The organism is Kitasatospora sp. NPDC001527, assembly GCF_040298605.1.
Classification (GTDB): Bacteria; Actinomycetota; Actinomycetes; order Streptomycetales; family Streptomycetaceae; genus Kitasatospora.
On record NZ_JBEPAM010000009.1, the window covers coordinates 223,684 to 245,458 of the forward strand.

Genomic DNA, 21,775 nt, shown 5'->3' on the forward strand with positions numbered 1-21,775 from the left:
GCCGGTCTCCCGCCGGCCGCCGGATAGGCTCGGACGCATGTTCGTCCTGGAGCTGACCTACACCGCCCCGCTCGACCGCATCGAGGCCCTGCTGCCCGCCCACGTGGAGTGGCTCGGCCGCCACTACGAGGCGGGCACCTTCCTGGCCTCCGGCCGCAAGGTGCCCCGGGACGGCGGCGTCATCCTCGCCGTCGGGGAGGACCGGACGGCCGTCGAGGCGCTGGTGCGCACCGACCCGTTCGTCGTCGAGGGCCTGACCGAGTACCGGGTGACGGAGTTCCTCGCCACCACCGTCGCCCCCGTCCTGGAACCCCACCGGCAGCAGTTCCCCGCCTGATCGCCCGACCGGCCCACCGGCCGGTCCACCCCCGGGCCCGGCCGGGCGCCCCGGTTCGGCGCCCGGTCGTGCAGTGGCTACGATCGGTGAGCACGGGGCAAGGAAGCGTCGGGCCGCGAACCGGCGCACGGCGAGAAATCCAGTGGGAGTAGACGATGGCACACGCACGGGCCGGGCAGCCGGCGCAGCCGGGCGACCTGGTGGACGTGGCGCGGCTGGTGACGGCGTACTACACGCTGCACCCGGACCCGGAGGAGCCGGGCCAGCGGGTCGCGTTCGGCACCTCGGGCCACCGCGGCTCCTCGCTGGACGCCGCCTTCAACGAGGACCACATCGCCGCCACCACCCAGGCGATCTGCGAGTACCGCGCGGCCCGGGGCATCACCGGCCCGCTGTTCCTCGGCGCCGACACCCACGCGCTCTCCGAGCCCGCCAAGGCCACCGCGGTCGAGGTGCTGGCGGCGAACGGCGTGACCGTCCTGCTGGACAGCGCCGACGGCTACACCCCGACCCCCGCCGTCTCGCACGCGATCCTGACGCACAACCGGCGCAGCCCGCAGTCGCTCGCCGACGGCATCGTCGTCACGCCCTCGCACAACCCGCCCCGCGACGGCGGCTTCAAGTACAACCCGCCGAGCGGCGGCCCGGCCGGCTCGGAGGCCACCGGCTGGATCCAGGACCGTGCCAACGCCCTGATCCGCGAGGGCCTGCGCGGCGTCAAGCGGGTCCCGTACGCGCGCGCGCTGGCCGCGGCCACCACCGGCCGCCACGACTACCTGACCACCTACACCGAGGACCTGGTCTCCGTCCTCGACCTGGACGCGGTCCGCGCGGCCGGCCTGCGGATCGGCGCCGACCCGCTGGGCGGCGCGTCCGTCGCCTACTGGGGCCGGATCGCCGAGACCCACCGCCTGGACCTGACCGTGGTCAATCCGGTCACCGACCCGACCTGGCGCTTCATGACGCTGGACTGGGACGGCAAGATCCGGATGGACTGCTCCTCGCCCGCCGCGATGGCCTCGCTGATCGCCCGCCGCGACGAGTACGCCATCGCCACCGGCAACGACGCCGACGCCGACCGGCACGGCATCGTCACCCCGGACGGCGGCCTGATGAACCCCAACCACTACCTCGCGGTCGCCGTCGACTACCTCTACCGCCACCGCGCCGAGTGGCCCGTCGACGCGGCCGTCGGCAAGACGCTGGTCTCCTCCTCGATGCTCGACCGGGTCGCCGCCGACCTCAAGCGCGAGCTGGTCGAGGTGCCGGTCGGCTTCAAGTGGTTCGTCGACGGTCTGCTGGAGGGCTCGATCGCCTTCGGCGGCGAGGAGTCGGCCGGCGCGTCGTTCCTGCGCCGCGACGGCGGGGTGTGGACCACCGACAAGGACGGCATCCTGCTCGCCCTGCTGGCCGCCGAGATCACCGCGGTGACCGGCCGCACCCCCAGCGAGTACTACGGCGACCTCACCGCGCGCTTCGGCGCGCCCGCCTACGCCCGCGTCGACGCCCCGGCGGACCGCGAGCAGAAGGCGCTGCTGTCCCGCCTGTCGGCCGAGCAGGTCACGGCCGGCGACCTCGCGGGCGAGCCGGTCACCGCCGTCCTCACCGAGGCCCCGGGCAACGGCGCGGCCATCGGCGGCATCAAGGTGTGCACCGAGAACGCCTGGTTCGCCGCCCGCCCGTCCGGCACCGAGGACGTCTACAAGATCTACGCCGAGTCCTTCCACGGCGCCGAGCACCTGGCCCGGGTGCAGGAGGAGGCGCGCACCCTGGTCAACGAGGTGCTCGCCGGTCCGGCCGGAGCCTGACGCACGGGTGACGGCCGCGGCCCGGTGGATCACCCACCGGGCCGCGGCCGCCGGCGGGTCAGGCGCGGTTCAGGGTGCGGCTGATGCCGGCCAGGACCGCCGTGGTGAGCAGCCAGCCGAAGGCGATGAGGGAGTAGCCGAACCACTGCTGCGGCCCGGTCCAGTACCAGGCGGTGCGCTGGCCGAGCCCGCCGATCGGGACGAGCAGGTCGAGGGTGTAGACGAGCGGGTTGAACGGGACGCTCTCGCCGGCCTTGACCTCGTGGGGCGCGCCGTGGCTGAAGACCAGGGCGCCGAGCAGGGCGAGGCCGCCCAGCCACAGCACGGCCTGCCAGGGGCGGTAGCCGTAGCCGACGGTGGCGTCCAGGAGCCGTCCCCAGAGCCGCCCGGACGGGCTCAGGGTGCGACGGCGGCGGCGCTGCTTCGCCAGCAGCACCCGCCGGGCGTCGTCGTCGTGGCCGATCTTCCGGTACCAGGCGGCGAGTTGCTCGTAGGGCTGCGGGGAGTAGCCGGGCAGGGCGGCCAGCCAGGCCAGGCGCCGGGCGACGGGATCGGGCGCGGCGGCGGAGGTCTGCACGGAGGTGTAGGTGAAGCCGTCGAGGCGGGTGTCGGCCGGCCAGCTGTGGGCGTTGTCGTGCAGGACGGCGGTCTGCGCGTCCTGCAGGTCGACCGTCCCGTTCGGGGCGGCGGCCGGGGTGAGCTGGAGGTCGCCGGCGGTCAGCCGCCGGGCGTCCAGGGCCACCGCGCCGCAGCCGTCGAGGACGGCGGCGTCGAGCGAGAGCCTGCTGCGGATCGCCGCCCCGGGGAGGCGGACGGAGCCGGTGGCCGTGAACCCGTCGGCGAGCGAGAGGGTGGAGGCGGCGAGGTCGTCGCCGGTGAGCGCGTCGCCGCCGGGGTTGTCGATGCGGGCCCGCTCCATGAACAGCCCGCCGTCGAACCGGGCGCCGACCAGCCGCAGGCCGCCGCGCGCCTGGAAGCCCTTGCGGGCGAAGCAGCCGCCGTCCATCACCAGGCCGCCGGCCCACAGCGCCCAGACGCCCCGGGCGTCCGGCTCACCGCCGCCGAGCAGTTCGGTGGCGGTGAGCCGGGCCCCGCTGAGCCGCAGTTCACCGGTGACGTGGGCGCGGGTGAGGGTGAGCCGCCCCTCGAAGACCGAGTCCTCGAAGAAGAGGTTGCCCTCCACCGTCAGCAGCCACCCGTCGAGCCCGGGTATCCGGCAGCCGATCAGGCCGGTGGAGCGCAGGGTCGCGTCCCGCAGGACCACCTGCTCCTCGAAGTGGCAGCCCTCCAGGCGCAGTTCGCCGCCGATCGTCAGCCCGCGCAGGTCCAGGCAGCCGGTGACGCGGGCCCCGGCGAGTCGCACCGCCCGCACCGGGGCGTCCCGCCCGGGGCCGCCCAGCAGCGCGGTCGTGATCACCTCGGCCCGCACCGACCGGTCGCCGCCCCAGTCCGCCCCGCCGGCCGGATCGTCCGCACCGGGCTCCCCGCGGCGCAGGTCCACCGTCGCCCCCGTGGCGCAGGCGTCCCAGACCCGCCGCTCCGGTTCGCTCAGGTCCTGGTACGTCAGCATCCCGCCCCCTCGGTGGTGATCATCTGCGGACCGCAGCTTAGGCCCTCTCCTTCGGATCACGCCGGGCGGTGGACGGTGAGCTCGCCGTAGGCCCGCAGGTCGCCGGGCCTGCCGCGCAGGGTGGCGTCCAGGAAGGCGAGGGTGGCCGAGGCGACGACGCGCGGGCTCCGGGCGCGGCCCAGGGAGCCGACGATCGAGGGCACGGGCGGCAGGTACAGCGGGCCGTCCATGAAGGTGAGATGGGCGGCGCCGGGGACGGTGAGGCGGTAGCTCGCCGCGGTGGCGGCGTCGAGCGCCTCGGTGAGGCGGGGCAGGTAGCGCGGGTCGGTCGCCGGGGTGATGGCCTGGGTGAGCGCGAGCGTCGGCCGGCCGAGGGCGGGCGAGGCGGGGCCGTGGGGGTAGCCGTCCAGATCGATCACGGCGTCGAACCGGCGGTCCTGCCGGGCCGCCTGCAGCGCGGCGGCGCCGCCCATGGAGTGGCCGGCCACCGCGGCCCGGCCGGTGTCCAGGCGTCCGGCCAACGGGTCGGCGCCCTCGCCGCGGTCCAGGCCCTCCAGCCGGCCGAGGACGAACCCGAGGTCGGCGGCCCGGACCGCCGTCCAGCCGGCCGCCAGCCTGTCGTCCTCGTCCCGGTCGCCGGTGGAGCCGGTCTCGCCGGTGACCGTCCGCCCGTCGGCGAGCACGACGGCGGCGGAGTCGTACGGGTGGTCGAGGGCGGCGACCACGTAGCCGTGGCTGGCCAGGTCCTCCGCCCAGGCGGTGTTCTGGGTGCGCACTCCGCCCGATCCGGGGGAGAACAGGACGACGGGGAACCGTCCCCCCGTGCCCTCCACCGGGGCGTCGAACACCGACCGGCTGCGGGCCCGCGCGACACCGTCGAGCAGGAAGCCCGGCAGGCCGACCTGGCCGGCGAGGGCCTCGGAGACGGTGCGGGCCTCGTGCTCCGTGCGTCCGAGGTACTGGGCCCGCCGCGCGCCGTCGGGCTGCTTGCGCGCGGGGTACCAGAGCTGGACCACGACCGTGCGCCGGTCGTCCGGATCGGTGGTGAAGGTCTCGGGGCGGTGCGGGTCGGTCCACTGCACCACCCGGGTGCCGACCGTGAACTCCCCGGAGGGCTCGGGGAACACGGGGACGGGGAAGGCCCAGGCGGCCACCGGGCCCGAGGCGATCAGGCCGGCACAGGCGAGCGACCCCGGCAACGCCAGCCACCAGCGGGCCCGCCGCGCCGGCCGGCCGGTCCGGCGCGGCAGCAGGGGAGCGACGGCGAACGGCAAGGCGAAGGCGGCGCCCGCCAGGACCGGCAGCAGCTGCCAGCGAAGCCCCACCACGGCCAGCACGGTCACGCAGAGCACGAGAACCGCCCCCGCCGCGATCGTGACGCGCGGGCGGGCGACGGGGGGCAGCCAGCGCGCCGCCACCAGCGCGAAGGCGCCCAGCAGGGCAAGGACTTCCAGGAGGGACACGTGCAGTCCCGTGATGATCTCGGTCACCCGGCCATGGTCGGCGCCGGGCGGGCACCGGCACATCGGCCCCGGGGCGCCGCCGTGTGCGACCGGGGTCGTGGTCCTCGGCGGGCCGCCGTGCCACCGGAGCAGCAGTCGGGCCCGCGCGATCGGCGGCCGCTCTGCGACCGCGGGAGGTGGCGGGACTCCTCCTGAGGTCGGATCCCGGCCCGGTGCGATCAGACGGTGGACTCATGCGCTCCGCGGGCCCGCGGCCTACCGTGGCAGGGCCGCGGCGCGCGCCGGGGCACCATGACGCCGAATCGACAGGGACGTGTGATGACCGAGGCGGCCGCGAAGCCCGGCAGTGCCCGGCGGGTGCGGGCGGGATGGGCGCGGACGGCCGCCTGGCTGCCGCGGGCGACGGGGGAGTCGCTGCTGGCGGCGCTGCTCCTCCTCAACGTCCTGACCACCCACCCGCCGCACCGGCTGCCGGTGGCCGTCACCCTCACCGCCGCCCTCGCGCTGCCCCTGCTGTGGCGCCGCCGGGCCCCGCTCGCGGTGTTCGCCGCCGTGGCGGGCGCGGCGTTCGTCCAGTGGCTGGCGGACGTCCAACTGCCCGCCGACGTCGCCCTGCTGGTGGCCCTCTACACCGTGGCCGCGCACGCGGGCCGGCGCGCCGCGCTCGCCGCCGGCGCCGTCGTGGAGGCCGGGGCCCTGCTCGCCTGCCTGCGCTGGGCGGCGGACGGCGCGTTCCTGACCCCCTTCGTCGCGGTCACCGCGATGGCCGTCGCCGCCGCCGTCCTCGGGGTGAACGTGCGGACCACGCGCGCCTACCTCGCGGCCGTCGAGGAACGGGCCGCCCGCCTGGAGCGGGAACAGGAGCAGCAGGCGCGGCTGGCCGTCGCCGAGGAGCGGACCCGGATCACCCGGGAGATGCACGACATCGTCACCCACAACCTCTCCGTCATGGTCGCGCTCACCGACGCCGCCGTCTGCGCACAGCACCGCTCGCCCGAGCGGACCACCGCCGCGATGCTCCAGGTCGCCGAGACCGGCCGGCAGGCGCTGACCGACATGCGGCGCTCGCTCGGCATCCTGCGCGCCGACGAACCGGACGCGGAGCGCCACCCGCTGCCCGGCATCGGCCAACTGGAGGCCCTCGCCGACCAGATGGGCTCCGCCGGACTGCCGACCCGCCTGGACGTCGACGGCGGACACGCCCACATCCCCGCGACCGCCCAGCTCACCGTCTACCGCCTGGTCCAGGAGGCCCTGACCAACACCCTCAAGCACACCCCCGCCGGCACCCGGGCGGAGGTCCGGATCCGGTGCGCGCCCGGGACCGTCACCGTGGACGTCACCGACAGCGGCCCCTGCCCGCCACCTCCCGCCGCCGCACCGTCCGGCCACGGCATCCCCGGCATGCGCGAGCGCGCGGCCACCTACGGGGGGACGCTGCGGGCCGGGCCGCTCCCGGACGGCGGCTGGGGAGTGCACACCCGCCTCCGCCTCGGCAGCGGCGGGGCGGCGGGGGCATGACGATCCGCGTCCTGATCGCCGACGACGAGGCGCTGCTCCGGATGGCCTTCGGCACGGTCCTGGAGGCCCAGCCCGACATGGCCCCGGTCGGCGAGGCCGCGGACGGCGCCCAGGCCGTCCGCCTCGCCCGCGAGCTGCGCCCCGACGTCGTCCTCATGGACGTCCGGATGCCCGGGACCGACGGGATCGAGGCGACCCGGCAGGTCATCGCGGCCTCCCCGCGGAGCAGGGTGCTGATCCTCACCACCTTCGACCTGGACGAGTACGCCTTCGCCGGGCTCAACGCCGGAGCCTCGGGCTTCCTGCTGAAGAACACCAGGCCCGAGGAGTTCCTCACCGCGATCCGCAGCATCGCCGCGGGCGACGCGGTGGTCTCCCCGCGGATCACCCGACGCCTGCTGGAGAACCTCCGCCCGCACATCCCCGACGGCCGGAGCGCCGACGGCGACGAGCGGCTGAGCCGGCTCAGCGTCCGCGAACGCGAGGTCCTCGTCCAGGTGGGCCGCGGCCTGTCCAACGCCGAGATCGCCGCCACCCTCCACCTCGCCGAGGCCACCGTGAAGTCCCACCTGGGCCGCATCCTGCAGAAGCTCGAACTCCGCGACCGGATCCAGGCCGTGGTCCTCGCCTACGAGAGCCGCCTCATCCACCCGGCCTGACCCGAACGAGAGGATCAGTTCCAGGGGGCGCGGCCGGTGCCTTCGGCCCAGAGGGCGAGGGCGTGGTGGTCGGTCATGCGGATGCCGACCCGGGTGCAGAAGGCGGCGGCGGGCTTGGTGAAGGTGCTGGTCGTGACGACGGCGGCGAGGTCGCAGCCGTGGATGTCGCGGTAGGTGCCGTTGACCTTCTGCACCTCCTGCGAGCCGACCAGCGTCCTCGGCCCGTAGCGCTTGGCCTGGATGAGGATGCGCCGGCCGCCCGGGGTGGTGGCCAGGACGTCGGCGCCCAGGTCGCCGGACCCCCCGACGACGGTCACCCGTGTGCAGCCGTCGCGCCGGCAGAGGTCCGCCAGGGCGTGCTCGAAGGCCTTCGGTGTCATGCCCATGAACGCGCCGATGTGGCGCAGCTGTGCGGCGCGGGCCCGGTGCGCGCGGCGGTCGGCGGCGATGCGGGCGCGGACGGCGGTGATGGCCGCGGCGATGGCGATGGCCAGGACGGCGAGGAGGACGAGCAGGTGGTGGGCCAGCCACTGGACGGCGACGGTGGCCAGGGAGAAGGCGACGAGAGCGCCCGCGCCGAGCAGGACGGCGTGGTCGCGGGCCCGGCGGGCGCGGCGTGCGGCGGTGGTGCGTCGGCGGCGTGCGGGCCTGCGGGCCACGGTGTCTCCCCTCGGTCCACGGTGTGCCGGCGAGCCTAGGGGCGGCAGGCGTCGTGGCGCGGGCGATTCCGGTGAACCGTACGGCCTCCTGGGGCGACTTGACCGGATTCGGATGGTGGGCGGCCGAACGACCCGCCCCGGTCCGGCCGGGCTCAGGGGCGGGACCGGGGGGCCGGAGGGGCTGACCCGCCGTCATCCCCGTTGGTAGGTTGGCTCGCCGGTCAGGTCCGTGATGTCATCGCCGAGGGGGACTCGTTGAGCCAGCCGCCGCAGTATCCGTACGGGCCGCAGGACCCGTACCGGCAGCCGCCGCCCGCCTACGGTGCTCCGCCGCCGTACGCGGGTCAGCCGTACCCGGGGCAGCCGTACGCGGGACAGCCGTATCCGGCGCCGCAGGGGAGTGGCGGGAGTCCGGTGGGGGCGTTCTTCCTGGGGTTCATCGCCTCGGTGGTGGTGGCGGCGATCTACAGTGCGATCATCGTGTTCACGTACAAGGACTACTACCAGTCCACGAACACCGCGCACGCGCTCTACCTGGGGCACGCCCTCGTCAACGGGGCGGTCGTCGGGGTGCTGGTGGGGCTGGTCGGGCGCCGCAGCCCGGGGGCGTGGATCGCGGGTGCGGTGGTGGCCGCGCTGGGAGCCTTCTTCGGCTACGCCGACGCCGTTCCGTTCGTCGTGCTCCGGGAGGGCGGGGTCGACAGCCTGCGGCAGATGCTGGAGACCGAGCCCTTCGCGCCGGTCGAGGTGTGGTGGGGCAGTTGGTCCGGGAGCGAGGTGATCTCCGTGCTGGGTCTGGTGGTCGCCGCAGCGGCGGCCTGGACCGTCGCCTGCCTGACGGGTCGCGGGCGCCGCTGAGACGGGCGGGTCGGTGCCGCCCGCTCCGTGCCGTCGGCCGTGCAGCAGGCCTGTCGGACCCGTGAGCCCCGCCCGTCGCGGTCGTGGACCACGGTGCGGACGGCCGGGGGCAGGCCGTCGAACGTGAACGGGTCGCGGCTCGGACGGTCGTTGCGGCGGCCCGTCACCGTGACCGGCGTGCCGCGGCGCCCGGGCCCCCGCCGAGCACCGCGACGACCGCCACCAGCACGGCGGCCGCCAGGGGCCCGCAGCCGCCGGTCCGGCGGTCGTCGCGGCGCGGCCGGGCCGGCGACGGCGGCTGCCCGTGCGGGGGCTGCCGATCGTCCAGGCCCCCGCCGTACGGTTCCCCGCTGTCGGGGGTGGGCCAGGTCCCGTCGCGCACGTCCACCGCGAACGCCGCGCAGGCCGCGCCCTGACGCGCCGAGGTCGCGCTCACCCGCAGCGCCACCCCGGCCCGCGCGTGCCGCCCGCCCTGCACCTGCCCCGCCGCACCGGCCCCGGGGACGCCGAACCGGGAGGCGATGTCCGGGCCCAGCGCGACGAGGTCGAGCGGCACGACGTACCGCAGCTCGATGCGGCGGGTCGTGCCCGGGGGCAGCGGCGCCTCGGCGGCCCGCCGGTCGAACTCCAGCCGCCCCTGGACGGGTTCGACGGGTTCGACGCGGAAGCCGGTCGGCTGCGGCCCGTCGTTGTGGACGAGCAGGTCCAGGAGGACGGTGCCGCCGGCGGTCCCGAACCGGCGCGGCGGTTCGCACCAGGCCCGTACACCCGCGTCCGCCCCGGCCCGCAGATCGGTGCCGCAGTACTCGCCCGGGCAGTAGCGGCCGAGCCGTTCGGCACCGTCCGCGCGGCTGCCGCAGAGTTCGCAGTGGAGCGCCATGCTTCTCCCTCCGTGCCGGTGGGCCCCGCCCCGCCCCGGGGTTACCCGGCCGCCCGCCGGAGGAACCGCCGCCGCCCGGACCGGAACCAGCCCGTGACCGGCCGGCCGCGCGGCACCACGGTGCCGATGACACCCGCAACCGGCGGGCGGCCCCCGGGCGCCGAGCGCCGGTCAGGTCGCCGCCCCGCCGGTGGCGGGCTGTTCGGCGTCCCCGAAGCGGGCCAGGGTGAGCGCCCCGAACACCGCCGCCGCGAAGCCCGCGACGGCCAGCGGCTCGAAGTCGTGGCGGGTGTGGTCGCCGAGCAGCAGCACGCCGATGACGGCCGGGCCCAGCGTCTCGCCGAGCACCATGGCCGCCGTCGCCGCCGTGACCGACCCGTTCTGCATCGCCCAGGTCAGCGCGGCGAACCCGCCCAGCCCGGCCAACGCGACGGCGTAGGCGGCCGGTTCGGTGAGCAGCTCCGGCAGCCGGGGGTCCGGCAGGACCCGCACCGAGACGCCGACCACGCCGAACTGCAGCCCGGCCACCAATCCCAGCAGCGGCGCCCGCCGGCCTCCGCCGAACCGGACGACCGCCCAGCCCGCGCCGATCAGCAGCACCGCCACGAGCAGCACACCGAGCCGCAGCGCCGGGCCGCCGTGGCCGGGCCCGTCCCGCCCGGCGCTGACGGCGAGCACGCAGAGCCCCACGCACACCGCCGCCACCCCGGCCCACTCGCTGCGCCGTAGCCGCACCTTCAGCACCCGGGCCGCGCCGACGGCGGTCACGGCGAGCGCCGAGGCCAGCACCGCCTCCACCTCGTAGAGCGGCAGCCGTTCCAGCGCGAGGAGTTCGGCGCCGAACCCGAGCATGTCCATCCCCACCCCAGCGAGGAACGGCCACTGCCGGAGCGTCCCCGCCAGCGCGGCCGCCCCACCGGGCCGCTGCCCGGCCGCGGCACGACGGGCCCCGACCGCCTGGAGCACGGTGGCGGACCCGGTGAGCAGCGCCGCGCCCAGCGCGGCAAGCAGACCGAAGGACATGCGCCGACGGTACGGTCCCGCGCCGCCCCGCCGCGCTCCGGCGCGCCGGGCTCGTCGGTGCCGGCGGCTAGGGCGCGTATCGAGGCGTGCAGGTGGAGACTGGCGGGGTAGCTGTCGGGAGTCTTGTCGTATCGGGTGTCTCACCGTCCCGGTTCCGGCCTCCTGGCGCGTCACGCTCCGGGGCGGGTGCGGCACGTGGAGCCGACGTGAGCCGACCGGTCCACCGATGTCCGGGCGGGGACTCACGGGCGGGGACTCACGGGGCACGGCCCGGCACCCGGCTCAGGCTCCGGGGAGGATACGGCGCGTTTCGTAGGCCCACATCGCGATCTCGACCCGGTTGCGGGCGCCGAGTTTGGCCATCAGGCTGGCCAGATGCGTCTTCACCGTGCTGAGGCTGATGTGCAGTGCGTCGGCGATCTCGGTGTTGGTCAGCCCGCGAGCGACGGCGAGGAGCACCTGCTCCTCGCGGGCGGTGACGGGTGAGACCGGCTGGGCCGCGGGCCGGCCGGCGGGCAGGTCCGCGAATGCCTGGAGCAGACGGACGGTGACGCTGGGCGCGATGAGCGCCTCCCCGTCGGACGCCGACCGTACGGCCTGGGCCAGAAGGTCTGGTCCCGTGTCCTTGAGGAGGAATCCGCGGGCGCCGGCACGCAGCGAGCCGTAGACGTACTCGTCGAGGTCGAACGTGGTGATGACGACCACGGCCAGCGGGTCGGCGACGCCCGGGCCGGCGACCAGCCGGGTGGCCTCGAGCCCGTCGAGTACGGGCATGCGGATGTCGAACAGGCAGACGTCGGGGCGCAGTTCGCGGGCCAGACGTACCGCTTCCCGTCCGTCGGAGGCCTCGCCGACCACCTCGATGCCGGGCTGGGCGTTCAGCATGATCCGCAGCCCGGTGCGGATGATCGTCTGGTCGTCAGCGACGAGGACGCGTATGGACACCGCTCTCGCTCCTCGCTCTCGGCAGCTCGGCTTCGACATGCCAGCCCCGGTCGGTGCCCGGGCCGGCTCGTAGTGTGCCGCCGATCAGGGTCGCGCGCTCGCGCAGTCCGGTAAGTCCGTATCCGTCGCGACCCCGGCCGGTGCGCCGGCCGTTGTCCCGCACGCTCACCCGTACCGTGTGCCGTTCCGTGGCGACCCGGACGACGACCTCGGTCGCGTCGACCGCGTGGCGCAGTGTGTTGGTCACCGACTCCTGCACGATCCGGTAGACGGCGGCGTCCACGGCCGGGGGCAGCGTGTCCAGCTCGCCGCCGAGCCCCAGGTCGACCCTGATGCGACCACCGGGGGTGCGCACCAGGCGCTCCAGATCCGCGACGCCGGCAGGGGGCGCCAGCTCGGCGCCGACCCCGCGGTCGCGCAGCGCGGCGACCATGGCGCGCATTTCCTCCAGCGTGCGCGCCCCTTCCTCCTCGATCCCCTCCAGCGCCTCGACCGCGGCGGACGGGTCGGTGCCCGCGAGCACCCGGCCGGCCTGGGCGATGATCACCATGGCCGACACGTGGTGAGCCACCGTGTCGTGCAGTTCCCGGGCGAGCTGCTCGCGCTCGCGGGAGCGCACCTGCTCCAGCTGCCGCTCGCGAGCGGTCACCCGGAACCGCACCGCCGCCCCGACCACGCCGGGCAGCAGCCCGAAGACGAAGCCCACCACCTTGTCGACGGCCGGGGTCCCGTCCGTGACGGCACACAGCCCGTACGCCGCGACGATCATCGCGCCGCCCAGCACGATCTCCCGTCCCGATCCCCACCGGGGCAGCGCGTACACCAGCACGAGCACGACCGCGCCGGTGTACAGGCCGACGGGCTCGCGCGGTGCGGTGACGAGCGAGGCCACCTGAAGCAGGATCACCGAGCCGAACGCCAGCGTGACCGTCGCCAGCGGGCGGGTCCGGCGCCACGGGGGCAGCAGGCACAGCCAGACGGCGAACACCACCGCCACCGGACGCCACACGACGTTCTCGCGCAGAGCGGCCTCCAGTGCCACACCGGCAAGGCCCGCGGCGGGCAGCGCCCAATCCCGCCGCACCCGGGCGGGCGCGTCGGGCGGGCGGGGTTCGGTCCACAGGGTTCGCAGGTCGTCTCGGAGCACGGTTCTCAGCCTAGGGACCGCGGCGTGCCGCGCATCGGCCGAAAGGACGGGTCGTCACTCCGCCCCGGGGCCGACGGATCCGCGGCCCGCGGGCCGATGCCGCCGGAGCGCCGTGGCGGCGAGCCTCGGCATCGGCGGCCGTACAAGGACGGCCGACGAGGTGGTTGGAGGACCCGATGCTCTCGAAAGCCCTGCTGCGCCTCGGCGCAAGCGCCGCCCGCCATCCCTGGCGGGTGATCGCGGCATGGCTGGTCGCCGCCACGCTCGCCGTCCTCGCCGCCGTCGCCTTCGGCGGGCGGCACGCGGATTCGATGACGGTTCCGGGACTGGACTCCCAGCGGGCCGCGGAACTGATCGAGCGGGCCGGTACCGGCCAGGAGGGGATGACCGCCCAAGTGGTCGTCACCCCCCTCGACGGCGCTGCGACGTTCTTCGACCACGACAGTGCGCGCACCGCTCTCACGCGGCTGCAGACCGAGGTGAAGCGGCTGCCGCACGTGCTCGGCACGAGCGACCCGGCGGGGGCACTCGACGCAGGCGGGGACACCGCCGTGCGCGGCGGTCTCGTCTCGGTCGACGGGCGGATCGCGGTCGTCCGGGTGCAGTACCCCGACCAGAGCCGGCTGTCGGCCGAAGACCTCGACGCCCTCGTCGATCTCGGCGACCGGCTGCGCGCCGAACTGCCCCTGCGCATCGAGATGGGCGGGAGCCTCTTCTACGCCTTCTCCGACCCCGACGGCGGCGCGAGCGAGTTGATCGGCCTCCTCGCCGCCGCCGCGATCCTGTTCCTGGCGTTCGGTTCGCTCGTCGCCGCCGCACTGCCGATCGGCATGGCGGTCTTCGGACTCACCGTCGGGGTCGCCACGATGACAGTACTGGCGGGGGTGACGGACGTCCCCACTTTCGCACCGGTCCTGGGCAGCATGGTCGGGCTCGGAGTGGGCATCGACTACGCGCTGTTCGTGCTCGCCAGGCACCGGGAGTACCTCGCGCGCGGGCTCGATCCCCGCGAGGCGGCGGGGCGAGCGGTGGCCACGGCGGGGAGGCCCGTGGTCTTCGCCGGCGGCACCGTCGTCGTATCGATCCTCGGCCTGGCGGTCGCGAACGTGCCGTTCATGACGGTGGGCGGGCTCGCCGTCTCGATCGTCGTTCTGACCATGGTGGTCGCGTCGGTGACGCTGCTGCCGGCCTTCCTTGGCGCCGCCGGCCCACGCCTGGCCCGGGCCGGCCGGATCGGCCGGATCGGCCGGATCGGCCGGGCTCTGCAGACCAGGAAGCCGGGCCGACTCGCACGGCGGCGGGACCCGGCGGCAGGCCCCGCCCACGCCGCCGGGTGGCGTCGCTGGATCGGGCACGTCAGCCGGCACCCGGTGCCGTACGCGGTCGGCGCGGCGGGGCTGCTGCTGACCGCGACGCTGCCCGTGCTCGGCCTGCGCGTCGGCCTGCCCGACGACGGCTCACTGCCCCACGGCCGTACCGAGCGCCGGGCCTACGACCTCGTCGCCGAGGGGTTCGGCCCGGGCACCAACGGTCCCCTCGTCATCGCCGCGGACCCCGCCGGTGATCCGGGAGTGCTGGACCGACTCGTCGGGGCGGTCGCGGCGGATCCGGGCATCGCATCCGTCGCGCCGACGCACATCGATCGGGCCACCGGCATCGCGACCCTCGTGGTGTTCCCGACCACCAGTCCTCAGGACAAGGCCACGGCCGACACCATCGCCCGGCTGCGCACCGACGTGCTGCCCACGGCGATCGGGCACGGCCCGGCCAGGGCCCACGTCGGCGGCGCCGCCGCGAGCCTGTCCGATGTGGGCCAACGCACCAGCCAACGCCTGCCGGTGTTCGTCGCCGCCGTGCTGGCGGTGTCGTTCCTGCTGCTGATGCTGGTCTTCCGCTCGATACTCGTGCCACTCAAGGCGGTACTGCTGAATCTGCTGAGCATCGGCGCGGCCTACGGCATCATGGTCGCGGTCTTCCAGTGGGGCTGGGGAGGCGCACTCATCGGGCTGGAAGCGACGGTTCCGATCGTGTCGTTCATCCCGATGTTCCTCTTCGCCATCCTGTTCGGCCTGTCGATGGACTACGAGGTGTTCCTCCTCTCCCGCGTACGCGAGGAGTACCTGCGCACCGGCGACAACGGTACGGCGATCGTCGAGGGCGTCTCGCGCACCGCCCGGATCATCACCTCGGCCGCCCTCATCATGGTGGCGGTCTTCCTGTCCTTCGCCGTCGCCGACGACCCCTCCACCAAGATGTTCGGGCTCGGCCTGGCCACCGCGATCCTCATCGACGCCACGGTCGTACGCATGGTGCTGGTACCGGCGACCATGACACTCCTCGGCCGGACCAACTGGTGGCTGCCGAAGTGGCTGGACCGGATGCTTCCCGGCGGCCCGGTCGGCACCGACGACACCGACGCCGGATCCACGGGCGAGGCCCCGCGTCCACGGCCGGTTGACCGTTGACTCCAACTCCTGCCCGCCCTTGGCGTCCGGCACCACAGCGCGTCACCTAGGGGCTGTTCAAGGTTCGGATCATGTGGCTGGAGTCAGGGACTTCAGCCACATGATCGATCCGCGAAGGTGGAGGCCCGCCGTATGGCTCTCCGGGCTCTTGTCCTATCGGGTGGCGATGCCTCGCCATGCTCTGAGCTTGTTGATCGGGCGTTCGACGGCGACGGTCGACCGGACCACCGGCGTCTGCCCCGCCTGGCTCTCCCCACTCCGCCTGGCTCTCCCCGCCCCGCCTGACTCTCCCCGCCCTTCGGGAACCGGGCCCGGCCGCGATCGGCGGCCGGGCCCCTCGCGCGCTGTTGACGCGTCAGGTCAACTTTTTCCCACGGGATTTGGGAAAACCCGCGTCCGCTTGTGGAGGCTGTGCGAGCATCGAATCCGGTAGCACACCGCGCACGGGCAACTCCCCGGTGTGCCTGCCAGGCGTATCAGCTCGGTCCGGGAACATCCGCACGTCCGCGTCGCGGCAGGCCACGAGGGCACACCGCGGCGCACGCAGCACACCCGTCCTCCGGCCTCCTCGTCGGTCTCCGGTCCGACGACCCCTGGCCGGCCGGTCGCGGGATCCTCCCTCACCGGACATCGATTCGCCTGCCCCGACCGTGCACTGAGGACAGTTCGACCCAGAACAGGCCCCGGTGGCAGCCGCCGGGGCCCCGAGCCCGCGGTACCCCCGGGTACCGCGGGCGGAGAGGTGTGACCATGTGGCATTCCAGGAAGACCCGGGCCGGACGCTTACGCGGCCGCTCGGTGCTGGCCGTCGCGATCGTGCTGGGGCTCGGCGCGGGAACCGTGGGAGCGTCCGCGGCCCCGTCGCCGCAGCGCCCGGGGGCCGCGGCCAGGGCGCAGCAGACGGTGCAGGCGCCCCTGATCGACTCCGTGCAGCCGTTCGCGAGCGGCACGGTGAGGGTGACCGTCACCCCCGGTGACACCGCGCAGGAGGCGGTGGCCCGGGTGGACGTGGCCGCCTACGCGCTGGACGACGCCGGCAACGCGACGGGCACACCGGTCGCCACCGGCACGGTGCAGCGGCCGGACCCGGCCAACCCGCCGGTGGTCGAGGTCAGCGGTCTGGCCAACGACGTCAGCTACGCGTTCCGGGCCACCGAGACCACCGTCGGCGGCACCGTCTCGGGCGCGTCCCCCGCCTTCATCGGCGGCCCGGAGACGCCCCGGCCACCGCTCGCCCCCACCGTGGCCACCATGCTGGGCCGGGACACCGGGCTCCTCGTCGCCTGGAACCCCGCCCACCCCAACGGCTCGCCGGTGACCTCCTACACCGTCACCGCGACCCCGAACGGCCCGGGCGCGAGCGTGACCGCGAGCGTGGCGGGCGACGTGCTGAGCACCACCCTCACCGGGCTGGTCAACGGCAAGTACTACTCGGTCGCGATCACCGCGACCAACGCCGCCGGGACCGGGGCGGCCGGCGTCTCCGACAGCCAGACCGTCGGCGCCGAGGCCAACGGAACCGTCAGCGCCAAGCCCGCCTACACCTCCGGCGCCCCGCAGGACGTCTCCGCCGGGCCGCCGCCGGCCGCCGCGGACGGCAGCCAGCCCGATCCGACCTCGCTGAAGGTGAGCTGGGACGCGCCGCTGGACGACGGCGGCAACACCATCGTGGGCTACACCGTCAACGCGACCGCGCCCGGCCGGCCCTCCGTGGCGGCGACCGTCCCGGCCACCACGACGCAGGCGACGCTCTCCTCGCTGGCCCCGGGCGTCGAGTACGCCGTCACGGTCACCGCCACCCAGCAGGACGGCAACCCCGGCGCCGGCAGCGCCGCGGTCACGGCCGCCGCCGCCCCGGCCCTCGCGGACGGCACCGTGTTCCTGTCCGCCGACGCGGCCGCGGCCGTCACCAAGGTCACGGGCAGCACCGTGGTGTTCACCGACCCGCCCGCGCAGGTGACCGGCCTGAAGGTCAAGAACATCATCGTCGTGGGGGAGAGCAGCAACCCGCTGCTCCACAACGGCCTGCTGCGCGTCGTGGACCGGATCAGCACCGCGGGCAACACGGTGACCCTGACCACCAGCCAGGCCCCGCTGCAACAGGCCTTCCGGTCCCTGGACTTCACCGCCACCGGCAGCCGGCTGACCTCCGGCGCCCAGGGCTACCGGATCAAGATGCACAACCCGAACTTCCAGGCGTCGCTGGCGCCGCAGAGCGGCAGCGTCCCGATCGTCAACAAGACCTTCACCCTCGACCTCGCCGAGAAGCTGAACAACGACCCCAAGATGAAGGAACGGCTGGGCAACAACACCTCGATCACCGCGAAGCTCACCGCGGCCCTGAGCCTGACCACCAACTGGGAGGCCAGCGCCGACTTCAAGGACGACCCCAACGCGGCCTGGTACGACCCCATCGGCAAGACCTTCACCTACGACTTCTCCGCGACGGCCACCGCGAAGGCGTCGATCGAGGGCGAGCTGGGCATCGCCTACAAGCACGAGACGCAGCGCGAGCCGCTGCTGACCATCGCGCCGGCGAGCTGCCTGATCGTGTACGCGATCGCCTTCTGCCCCTCGCTGACGGTGTACACCCAGACCTCGATCGACGGATCGATCAAGTTCTCGTTCTCGGCCTCCTACGAGCGGACCATGGGCGGCAAGGTCAGCCGGGACGCCACCGGGAAGACGCACAAGACGGACCTGACCAAGGACCCGGTCACCAAGTTCGACTACACGCTGAACGCGGCGGCCAAGGTCTCCTTCGCGTTCCCCGTCTCGTTCAAGATCCTCATCTACGGCGTCGCCGGGCCGGAACTGGACATCGCGCCCTCCATCGAGGTGAACGCGGACACCTCCGCCGATCCATGGCTGACGGTGACGGCGCCACTGAAGGTGTCGGTGTTCTTCCTCTTCAACTTCAAACTGACCACCTTCTCCTTCGGCGGCGTCGTCTACAACACGACCTTCGACCTGTACAAGGCTCCCGGGCCCTTCCCCGGACCGTCGCTGTCCGGCGGGCAGGGGGTCGCGGCGGTCGCGGCGGCCAAGGGGGACGCGGCGGACGCGCGGACGGATGCGGCCGCCGCGGCGACGGCGTCAGGTCGGCAGTACACCGTGAACTGGCCGGCGGGTTGCGACCCCGCCCAGGGGGTCACCTGGTCCATGGCACCGGGCTCGCTGGGCACCGTCGACCAGACCGGCCACTACACCCCGCCGCACCCCCGCCCCACCCAGAACTACGTCGACCTGATCACCGCCACCACCACCGGTACGCCCACCTGCCCGTCCGCCACCGCCCAGGCGGCGGTCCACCACGGCGCGAGCCTCCCGGCCGCCCCCAAGCACCCCGCGATCAGCCCGGACGGCTCGACCGTCAGCTGGACCGCGGCCGGTGACGGCGGCAGCGCCGTCGAGGAGTACGTCGTCACGGTGGTCGACGATCCCGACGACCCGGCGGGCGCCGAGACCGTGCTGGGGACCGTGCCCGGAACGGCGACCTCGCTGGCCGTCCCCGCCGACCGCATCGCGCAGATCGAGGCCGACGGCGCGAGGGTGCAGGTCACCGCGGTGAACGGCCGCGGGCAGGGCCCCGCCTCGGTCCTGTCGCCGGTCGCTCCGGCCACCGACCCGCTGCCCGTTCTGAAACCCACGACGGGCACCGCGAACGGCGGCACGATCCAGGTGACGCCCGACGTGGTGAACCTGGGCACGAGCGACGCCACGAACGTCCGGTACCAGCTCAGCTACCCCGACGTCTTCTCCGACCCCACCGCCCCGGGCGGGTGCACCGTCGACACGGCGCAGCGGCTCTACACCTGCGACACGGGGGCCATCGCCGCCGGCACGCACCGGGTCACCCCGCTGATCTCGTTCACCGTCGGCCCGATGACCCCGGGCACCGGCTACCCGGTGACCGTGACCCGCCTGTCCGCCAGCCCCTACCCGAGCGATCCCAACAACGGTACGGCCACGCTGGTCTGCACCGCCGACACCGCGGGCAAGGTCACCTGCGCCTGACGGTTCCGAGCGGCCGGGTCCCCGAGTGGTGGACCCGGCCGCTCTGCGTGGTGGTACCCGGGTCGGCCCCGCTGGGTCCGCTACCGGGCGGGCCGGTCGCAGCGGTGGTACCGGCGAGGGCCTTCCTGACCGTTGGCATGGGACGCTCTCCGCCGCGGAACGTCGTCCCGTTCGGGCTCGGCGGACCGTATGACCGGGGCGGCCTTCCCGTTGTGAGAATCCACGCGCAGAACGGTCGACCGCCCCCGGTCTGACCGATCATCGGAGGATCGTCATGTCCGTCAATGACTATCTGATGCCCCGCCTGCTGTCGTGGTCGGCCGCCGACCCCGACCGGAACGCCTTCGCGTGGAGCCGTGCGGAGGAGGCGGAGGTCACGGCGGAGGTCCGCGCGCTGGTGCCCTCCGAGAGCGCCCCCCGGGACCGCCGCTTCGCGTTCGTCACCCGGACGACGGAGATCCTGGTGGCCCGCTACGGCCCGTGGGCCTGCGGCTGGCACTGGGCGGTCGGCGAGGGCGGCAACGGCGGCGTCGTCCGGAGCTGGTGCTGCGACCACCACTCGCTGCAGGGCGGCCCCGACGCCGCGGCCGCCGTCGTGGTGGCCTCACTCCTGGAATGGCGCGCCTGGCTGGCCGAGCTGGCCGAGCGCTTCGCCGAGCTCGCGCCGCCGGCCGGCGCGGACGCGGAGACCCGGAGGCGGCACGTGGAGCGTGCGGCGGCCGGGCTGGTGACCCTGGTCGTCGAGCGCACGGGCGCCGAGGACGCCTGGTACGCGCTCTGCGGGACGGTGCTGACCTGGTACCTCTCCTCCGCGGGCCTGGCCGGGGAGGAGGCGGCCGAGCTGGTGAAGGCGTCCATCGGCGGGCGGTTCCACAGCTGGAACGCACCGCCCGACACGACGGTCGAGGCCGTCGCGGAGGCCCTGGCGACCGGCACGGACGGGCACCTGCGCCACCATGACCACTGACGCGCTCGCCGTCTGGTGCGTGGTCAGGACCGAGGTCGACTGGGCGACCGCCGGCGCGGGACCGCAGGCGCCCGTGACACCGGCCGTCGACGGGCTCACCGCCTGGTTCGACGGCCCGGTCCGCAGCCGGAGCCCGCGGCGCGCCGAGCGCCTGCTCCGCGCGACCGCCCTCGCGCGCCGGGACGCCGCCGGTCGGCGTCCCCTCACCCCGGCCCTGCTCACCGGCTGGCAACGGCTCGTGCTCGGCCGGTCCGACGTCGGCTTCCGGACGACCGACGCCTTCGCCAAGGGCGGGCGGGAGCGCTACGGACTGACCCCCGCCACCTGGCGGCACTTCGCCCACTGCCTGGACCAGAGCGCCGACCCGGCGCTTCCCCTGGCCGCCCGCGCGGCCAGGGCCTACCTCGACGTCGCCTTCTTCCACCCCTTCCCGGACGGCAACGCCCGCTCGGCCCTGCTCGCGCTCGCCTACGTCCTGGACCTCGACGGCGTACGACTGGACCAGGTCTCCCCGCTGCCGGTCGCACGCTACGCGGACGACCCGGCCGGCGCCGCAGACCTGGCGGCCCTCGTCACCGTCCTCATCCGCGCCTCCCACCGCCGCTCCCACCACCCCGGCGGAGCGGAAAGCCCGGCCGCCGCCGGGCTTCCCGCCCCCGGTGCTCCCGGTCAGCCGTGGGCCGGCAGCAGGTAGTAGCGGTTGCCCAACGGCACGCCGTACCAGGCGGGGCCACCCCCGCGTGTGCGGGGAGCAGGCAAGGGGGACCTCCGCGTACGGGGTCACGTCGGGACCATCCCCGCGTGCGCGGGGAGCAGAGTTCGTGAGCTGCGGGTTTATGCGGCGGCAGGGCGGGATTCTGCAACTAGTTGGGAGTCGGGCATTTCGGGCCTTTGGGGTGCGTCGTGGTGGGCGCGAGAGAACTCTACCCAGGCACGGGCGACCGCAGATGGGGGTTGAACGGGTTAACGGGGTTCCCGCAGGAGGAGGGTGAGCGAGCGGTGAGCCACTGATCGGGGCCGCCAGGACGCGGCGGTACCGCCGACTTGGCCGCGTCCTCGGCGGTCGGTCAATCGTCGAGCGGCGAAGGGTCGGCGGTTGCGGAGCGGTCCCGGGTACGGCAGGGGAGATGGCGGGTGAGGGCGTCGCTGCAGTTGGCGGCGGCCATCCGCTGCAGCAGGACCGCCAGGCGGGTGACGAGCGGGCGCAGCCGGGCCCGCAGGGCGGCCTCGACGCTGGCGTCGATGCGCTCGACGGCGGTGCAGATACGGGTGACGAGGAGTGCGGTACCGCGAACGGCGCGGCGGAGGTGGTTCACGCGAGTGCAACCGGTCCCTCACCCGCCCGGTTCCGGCTCACGGCCGGGTGGCCGATGGCAGAGAGCCGGCCGCGCGCCGGGCGTGCCACCGGGGGTGTTGCGCACGACGCCCCAGGACTCCGGGGTGAGGTCCATGCGCA

The 21,775-nt window shown here is 74.7% G+C and carries 17 protein-coding genes; 9 read left to right on the top strand and 8 right to left on the bottom strand.

Annotated features, from left to right (window positions below; genetic code table 11):
* The first annotated feature begins 37 nt into the window (after positions 1-37).
* Both ABT238_RS12890 and pgm read left to right on the top strand, forming a co-directional pair.
* The gene (locus tag ABT238_RS12890; protein WP_350757118.1) at positions 38-337 is read left to right on the top strand and encodes a YciI family protein; all 300 of its coding nucleotides are present in this window, start codon (positions 38-40) and stop codon (positions 335-337) included.
* Positions 338-492: 155 nt separating this feature from the next.
* The gene (gene pgm, locus ABT238_RS12895) at positions 493-2,145 is read left to right on the top strand and encodes a phosphoglucomutase (alpha-D-glucose-1,6-bisphosphate-dependent) (protein ID WP_350563121.1); all 1,653 of its coding nucleotides are present in this window, start codon (positions 493-495) and stop codon (positions 2,143-2,145) included.
* 58 nt (positions 2,146-2,203) lie between these two features.
* On the opposite strand, the gene ABT238_RS12900 is transcribed toward pgm, so the two are convergent.
* Entirely contained in the window at positions 2,204-3,715 is a 1,512-nt protein-coding gene (locus tag ABT238_RS12900; protein ID WP_350563123.1) for an oxidoreductase, read from the bottom strand.
* 56 nt (positions 3,716-3,771) lie between these two features.
* Positions 3,772-5,205, bottom strand: a complete 1,434-nt coding sequence (locus tag ABT238_RS12905) for an alpha/beta hydrolase family protein (RefSeq protein ID WP_350757121.1) — start codon at positions 5,203-5,205, stop codon at positions 3,772-3,774.
* A gap of 291 nt (positions 5,206-5,496) precedes the next feature.
* Between ABT238_RS12905 and ABT238_RS12910 the strand changes: the two genes are divergently transcribed.
* Both ABT238_RS12910 and ABT238_RS12915 read left to right on the top strand, forming a co-directional pair.
* Positions 5,497-6,699 (top strand): sensor histidine kinase, encoded by a 1,203-nt coding sequence (locus ABT238_RS12910; RefSeq protein ID WP_350757124.1) that lies wholly within the window; start codon positions 5,497-5,499, stop codon positions 6,697-6,699.
* On the top strand, positions 6,696-7,358 hold the full coding sequence (locus tag ABT238_RS12915) for a response regulator (RefSeq protein WP_350563127.1): 663 nt from the start codon (positions 6,696-6,698) through the stop codon (positions 7,356-7,358). The genes ABT238_RS12910 and ABT238_RS12915 overlap by 4 nt, the downstream gene beginning before the upstream one ends.
* Before the next feature lie 14 nt (positions 7,359-7,372).
* Here ABT238_RS12915 and ABT238_RS12920 read toward each other — a convergent pair whose 3' ends face one another.
* The gene (locus ABT238_RS12920) at positions 7,373-8,017 is read right to left on the bottom strand and encodes a restriction endonuclease (protein WP_350563129.1); all 645 of its coding nucleotides are present in this window, start codon (positions 8,015-8,017) and stop codon (positions 7,373-7,375) included.
* 255 nt (positions 8,018-8,272) lie between these two features.
* Here ABT238_RS12920 and ABT238_RS12925 point away from each other — a divergent pair, with 255 nt between their 5' ends.
* Positions 8,273-8,875, top strand: a complete 603-nt coding sequence (locus tag ABT238_RS12925; RefSeq protein ID WP_350757128.1) for a hypothetical protein — start codon at positions 8,273-8,275, stop codon at positions 8,873-8,875.
* Positions 8,876-9,038: 163 nt separating this feature from the next.
* Here ABT238_RS12925 and ABT238_RS12930 read toward each other — a convergent pair whose 3' ends face one another.
* The 4 genes from ABT238_RS12930 to ABT238_RS12945 form a co-directional block, all read right to left on the bottom strand.
* Positions 9,039-9,755, bottom strand: a complete 717-nt coding sequence (locus tag ABT238_RS12930) for a hypothetical protein (protein ID WP_350563133.1) — start codon at positions 9,753-9,755, stop codon at positions 9,039-9,041.
* 171 nt (positions 9,756-9,926) lie between these two features.
* Positions 9,927-10,778, bottom strand: coding sequence for a hypothetical protein (locus ABT238_RS12935; RefSeq protein ID WP_350757131.1), 852 nt, complete (start codon positions 10,776-10,778; stop codon positions 9,927-9,929).
* Between the two features lie 282 nt (positions 10,779-11,060).
* Positions 11,061-11,723, bottom strand: coding sequence for a response regulator (locus ABT238_RS12940; protein WP_350757134.1), 663 nt, complete (start codon positions 11,721-11,723; stop codon positions 11,061-11,063).
* Positions 11,698-12,870 (bottom strand): sensor histidine kinase, encoded by a 1,173-nt coding sequence (locus tag ABT238_RS12945; protein WP_350757137.1) that lies wholly within the window; start codon positions 12,868-12,870, stop codon positions 11,698-11,700. Before ABT238_RS12945 ends, ABT238_RS12940 begins: the two co-directional genes overlap by 26 nt.
* A 176-nt stretch (positions 12,871-13,046) precedes the next feature.
* Between ABT238_RS12945 and ABT238_RS12950 the strand changes: the two genes are divergently transcribed.
* The 4 genes from ABT238_RS12950 (at position 13,047) to ABT238_RS12970 (ending at position 21,013) form a co-directional block, all read left to right on the top strand.
* Positions 13,047-15,335, top strand: a complete 2,289-nt coding sequence (locus ABT238_RS12950; protein ID WP_350757140.1) for an MMPL family transporter — start codon at positions 13,047-13,049, stop codon at positions 15,333-15,335.
* Positions 15,336-16,085: 750 nt separating this feature from the next.
* Positions 16,086-19,352, top strand: coding sequence for a fibronectin type III domain-containing protein (locus tag ABT238_RS12960; RefSeq protein WP_350757143.1), 3,267 nt, complete (start codon positions 16,086-16,088; stop codon positions 19,350-19,352).
* A gap of 274 nt (positions 19,353-19,626) precedes the next feature.
* On the top strand, positions 19,627-20,319 hold the full coding sequence (locus ABT238_RS12965; RefSeq protein WP_350757146.1) for a hypothetical protein: 693 nt from the start codon (positions 19,627-19,629) through the stop codon (positions 20,317-20,319).
* Complete coding sequence (locus tag ABT238_RS12970) at positions 20,309-21,013, top strand: Fic family protein (protein ID WP_350757149.1); 705 nt, start codon at positions 20,309-20,311, stop codon at positions 21,011-21,013. The genes ABT238_RS12965 and ABT238_RS12970 overlap by 11 nt, the downstream gene beginning before the upstream one ends.
* Before the next feature lie 373 nt (positions 21,014-21,386).
* On the opposite strand, the gene ABT238_RS12975 is transcribed toward ABT238_RS12970, so the two are convergent.
* Positions 21,387-21,635, bottom strand: coding sequence for a hypothetical protein (locus tag ABT238_RS12975; protein ID WP_350572454.1), 249 nt, complete (start codon positions 21,633-21,635; stop codon positions 21,387-21,389).
* Positions 21,636-21,775: the final 140 nt, after the last annotated feature.

Bases quoted from the DNA above. Each gene is read 5' to 3' on its own strand.
- ABT238_RS12890 (WP_350757118.1), top strand. From the start codon at position 38: ATGTTCGTCCTGGAGCTGACCTACACCGCCCCGCTCGACCGCATCGAG.
- pgm (WP_350563121.1), top strand. From the start codon at position 493: ATGGCACACGCACGGGCCGGGCAGCCGGCGCAGCCGGGCGACCTGGTG.
- ABT238_RS12900 (WP_350563123.1), bottom strand. From the start codon at position 3,715: ATGCTGACGTACCAGGACCTGAGCGAACCGGAGCGGCGGGTCTGGGAC.
- ABT238_RS12910 (WP_350757124.1), top strand. From the start codon at position 5,497: ATGACCGAGGCGGCCGCGAAGCCCGGCAGTGCCCGGCGGGTGCGGGCG.
- ABT238_RS12915 (WP_350563127.1), top strand. From the start codon at position 6,696: ATGACGATCCGCGTCCTGATCGCCGACGACGAGGCGCTGCTCCGGATG.
- ABT238_RS12930 (WP_350563133.1), bottom strand. From the start codon at position 9,755: ATGGCGCTCCACTGCGAACTCTGCGGCAGCCGCGCGGACGGTGCCGAA.
- ABT238_RS12935 (WP_350757131.1), bottom strand. From the start codon at position 10,778: ATGTCCTTCGGTCTGCTTGCCGCGCTGGGCGCGGCGCTGCTCACCGGG.
- ABT238_RS12950 (WP_350757140.1), top strand. From the start codon at position 13,047: ATGCTCTCGAAAGCCCTGCTGCGCCTCGGCGCAAGCGCCGCCCGCCAT.
- ABT238_RS12960 (WP_350757143.1), top strand. From the start codon at position 16,086: ATGTGGCATTCCAGGAAGACCCGGGCCGGACGCTTACGCGGCCGCTCG.
- ABT238_RS12965 (WP_350757146.1), top strand. From the start codon at position 19,627: ATGTCCGTCAATGACTATCTGATGCCCCGCCTGCTGTCGTGGTCGGCC.
- ABT238_RS12970 (WP_350757149.1), top strand. From the start codon at position 20,309: ATGACCACTGACGCGCTCGCCGTCTGGTGCGTGGTCAGGACCGAGGTC.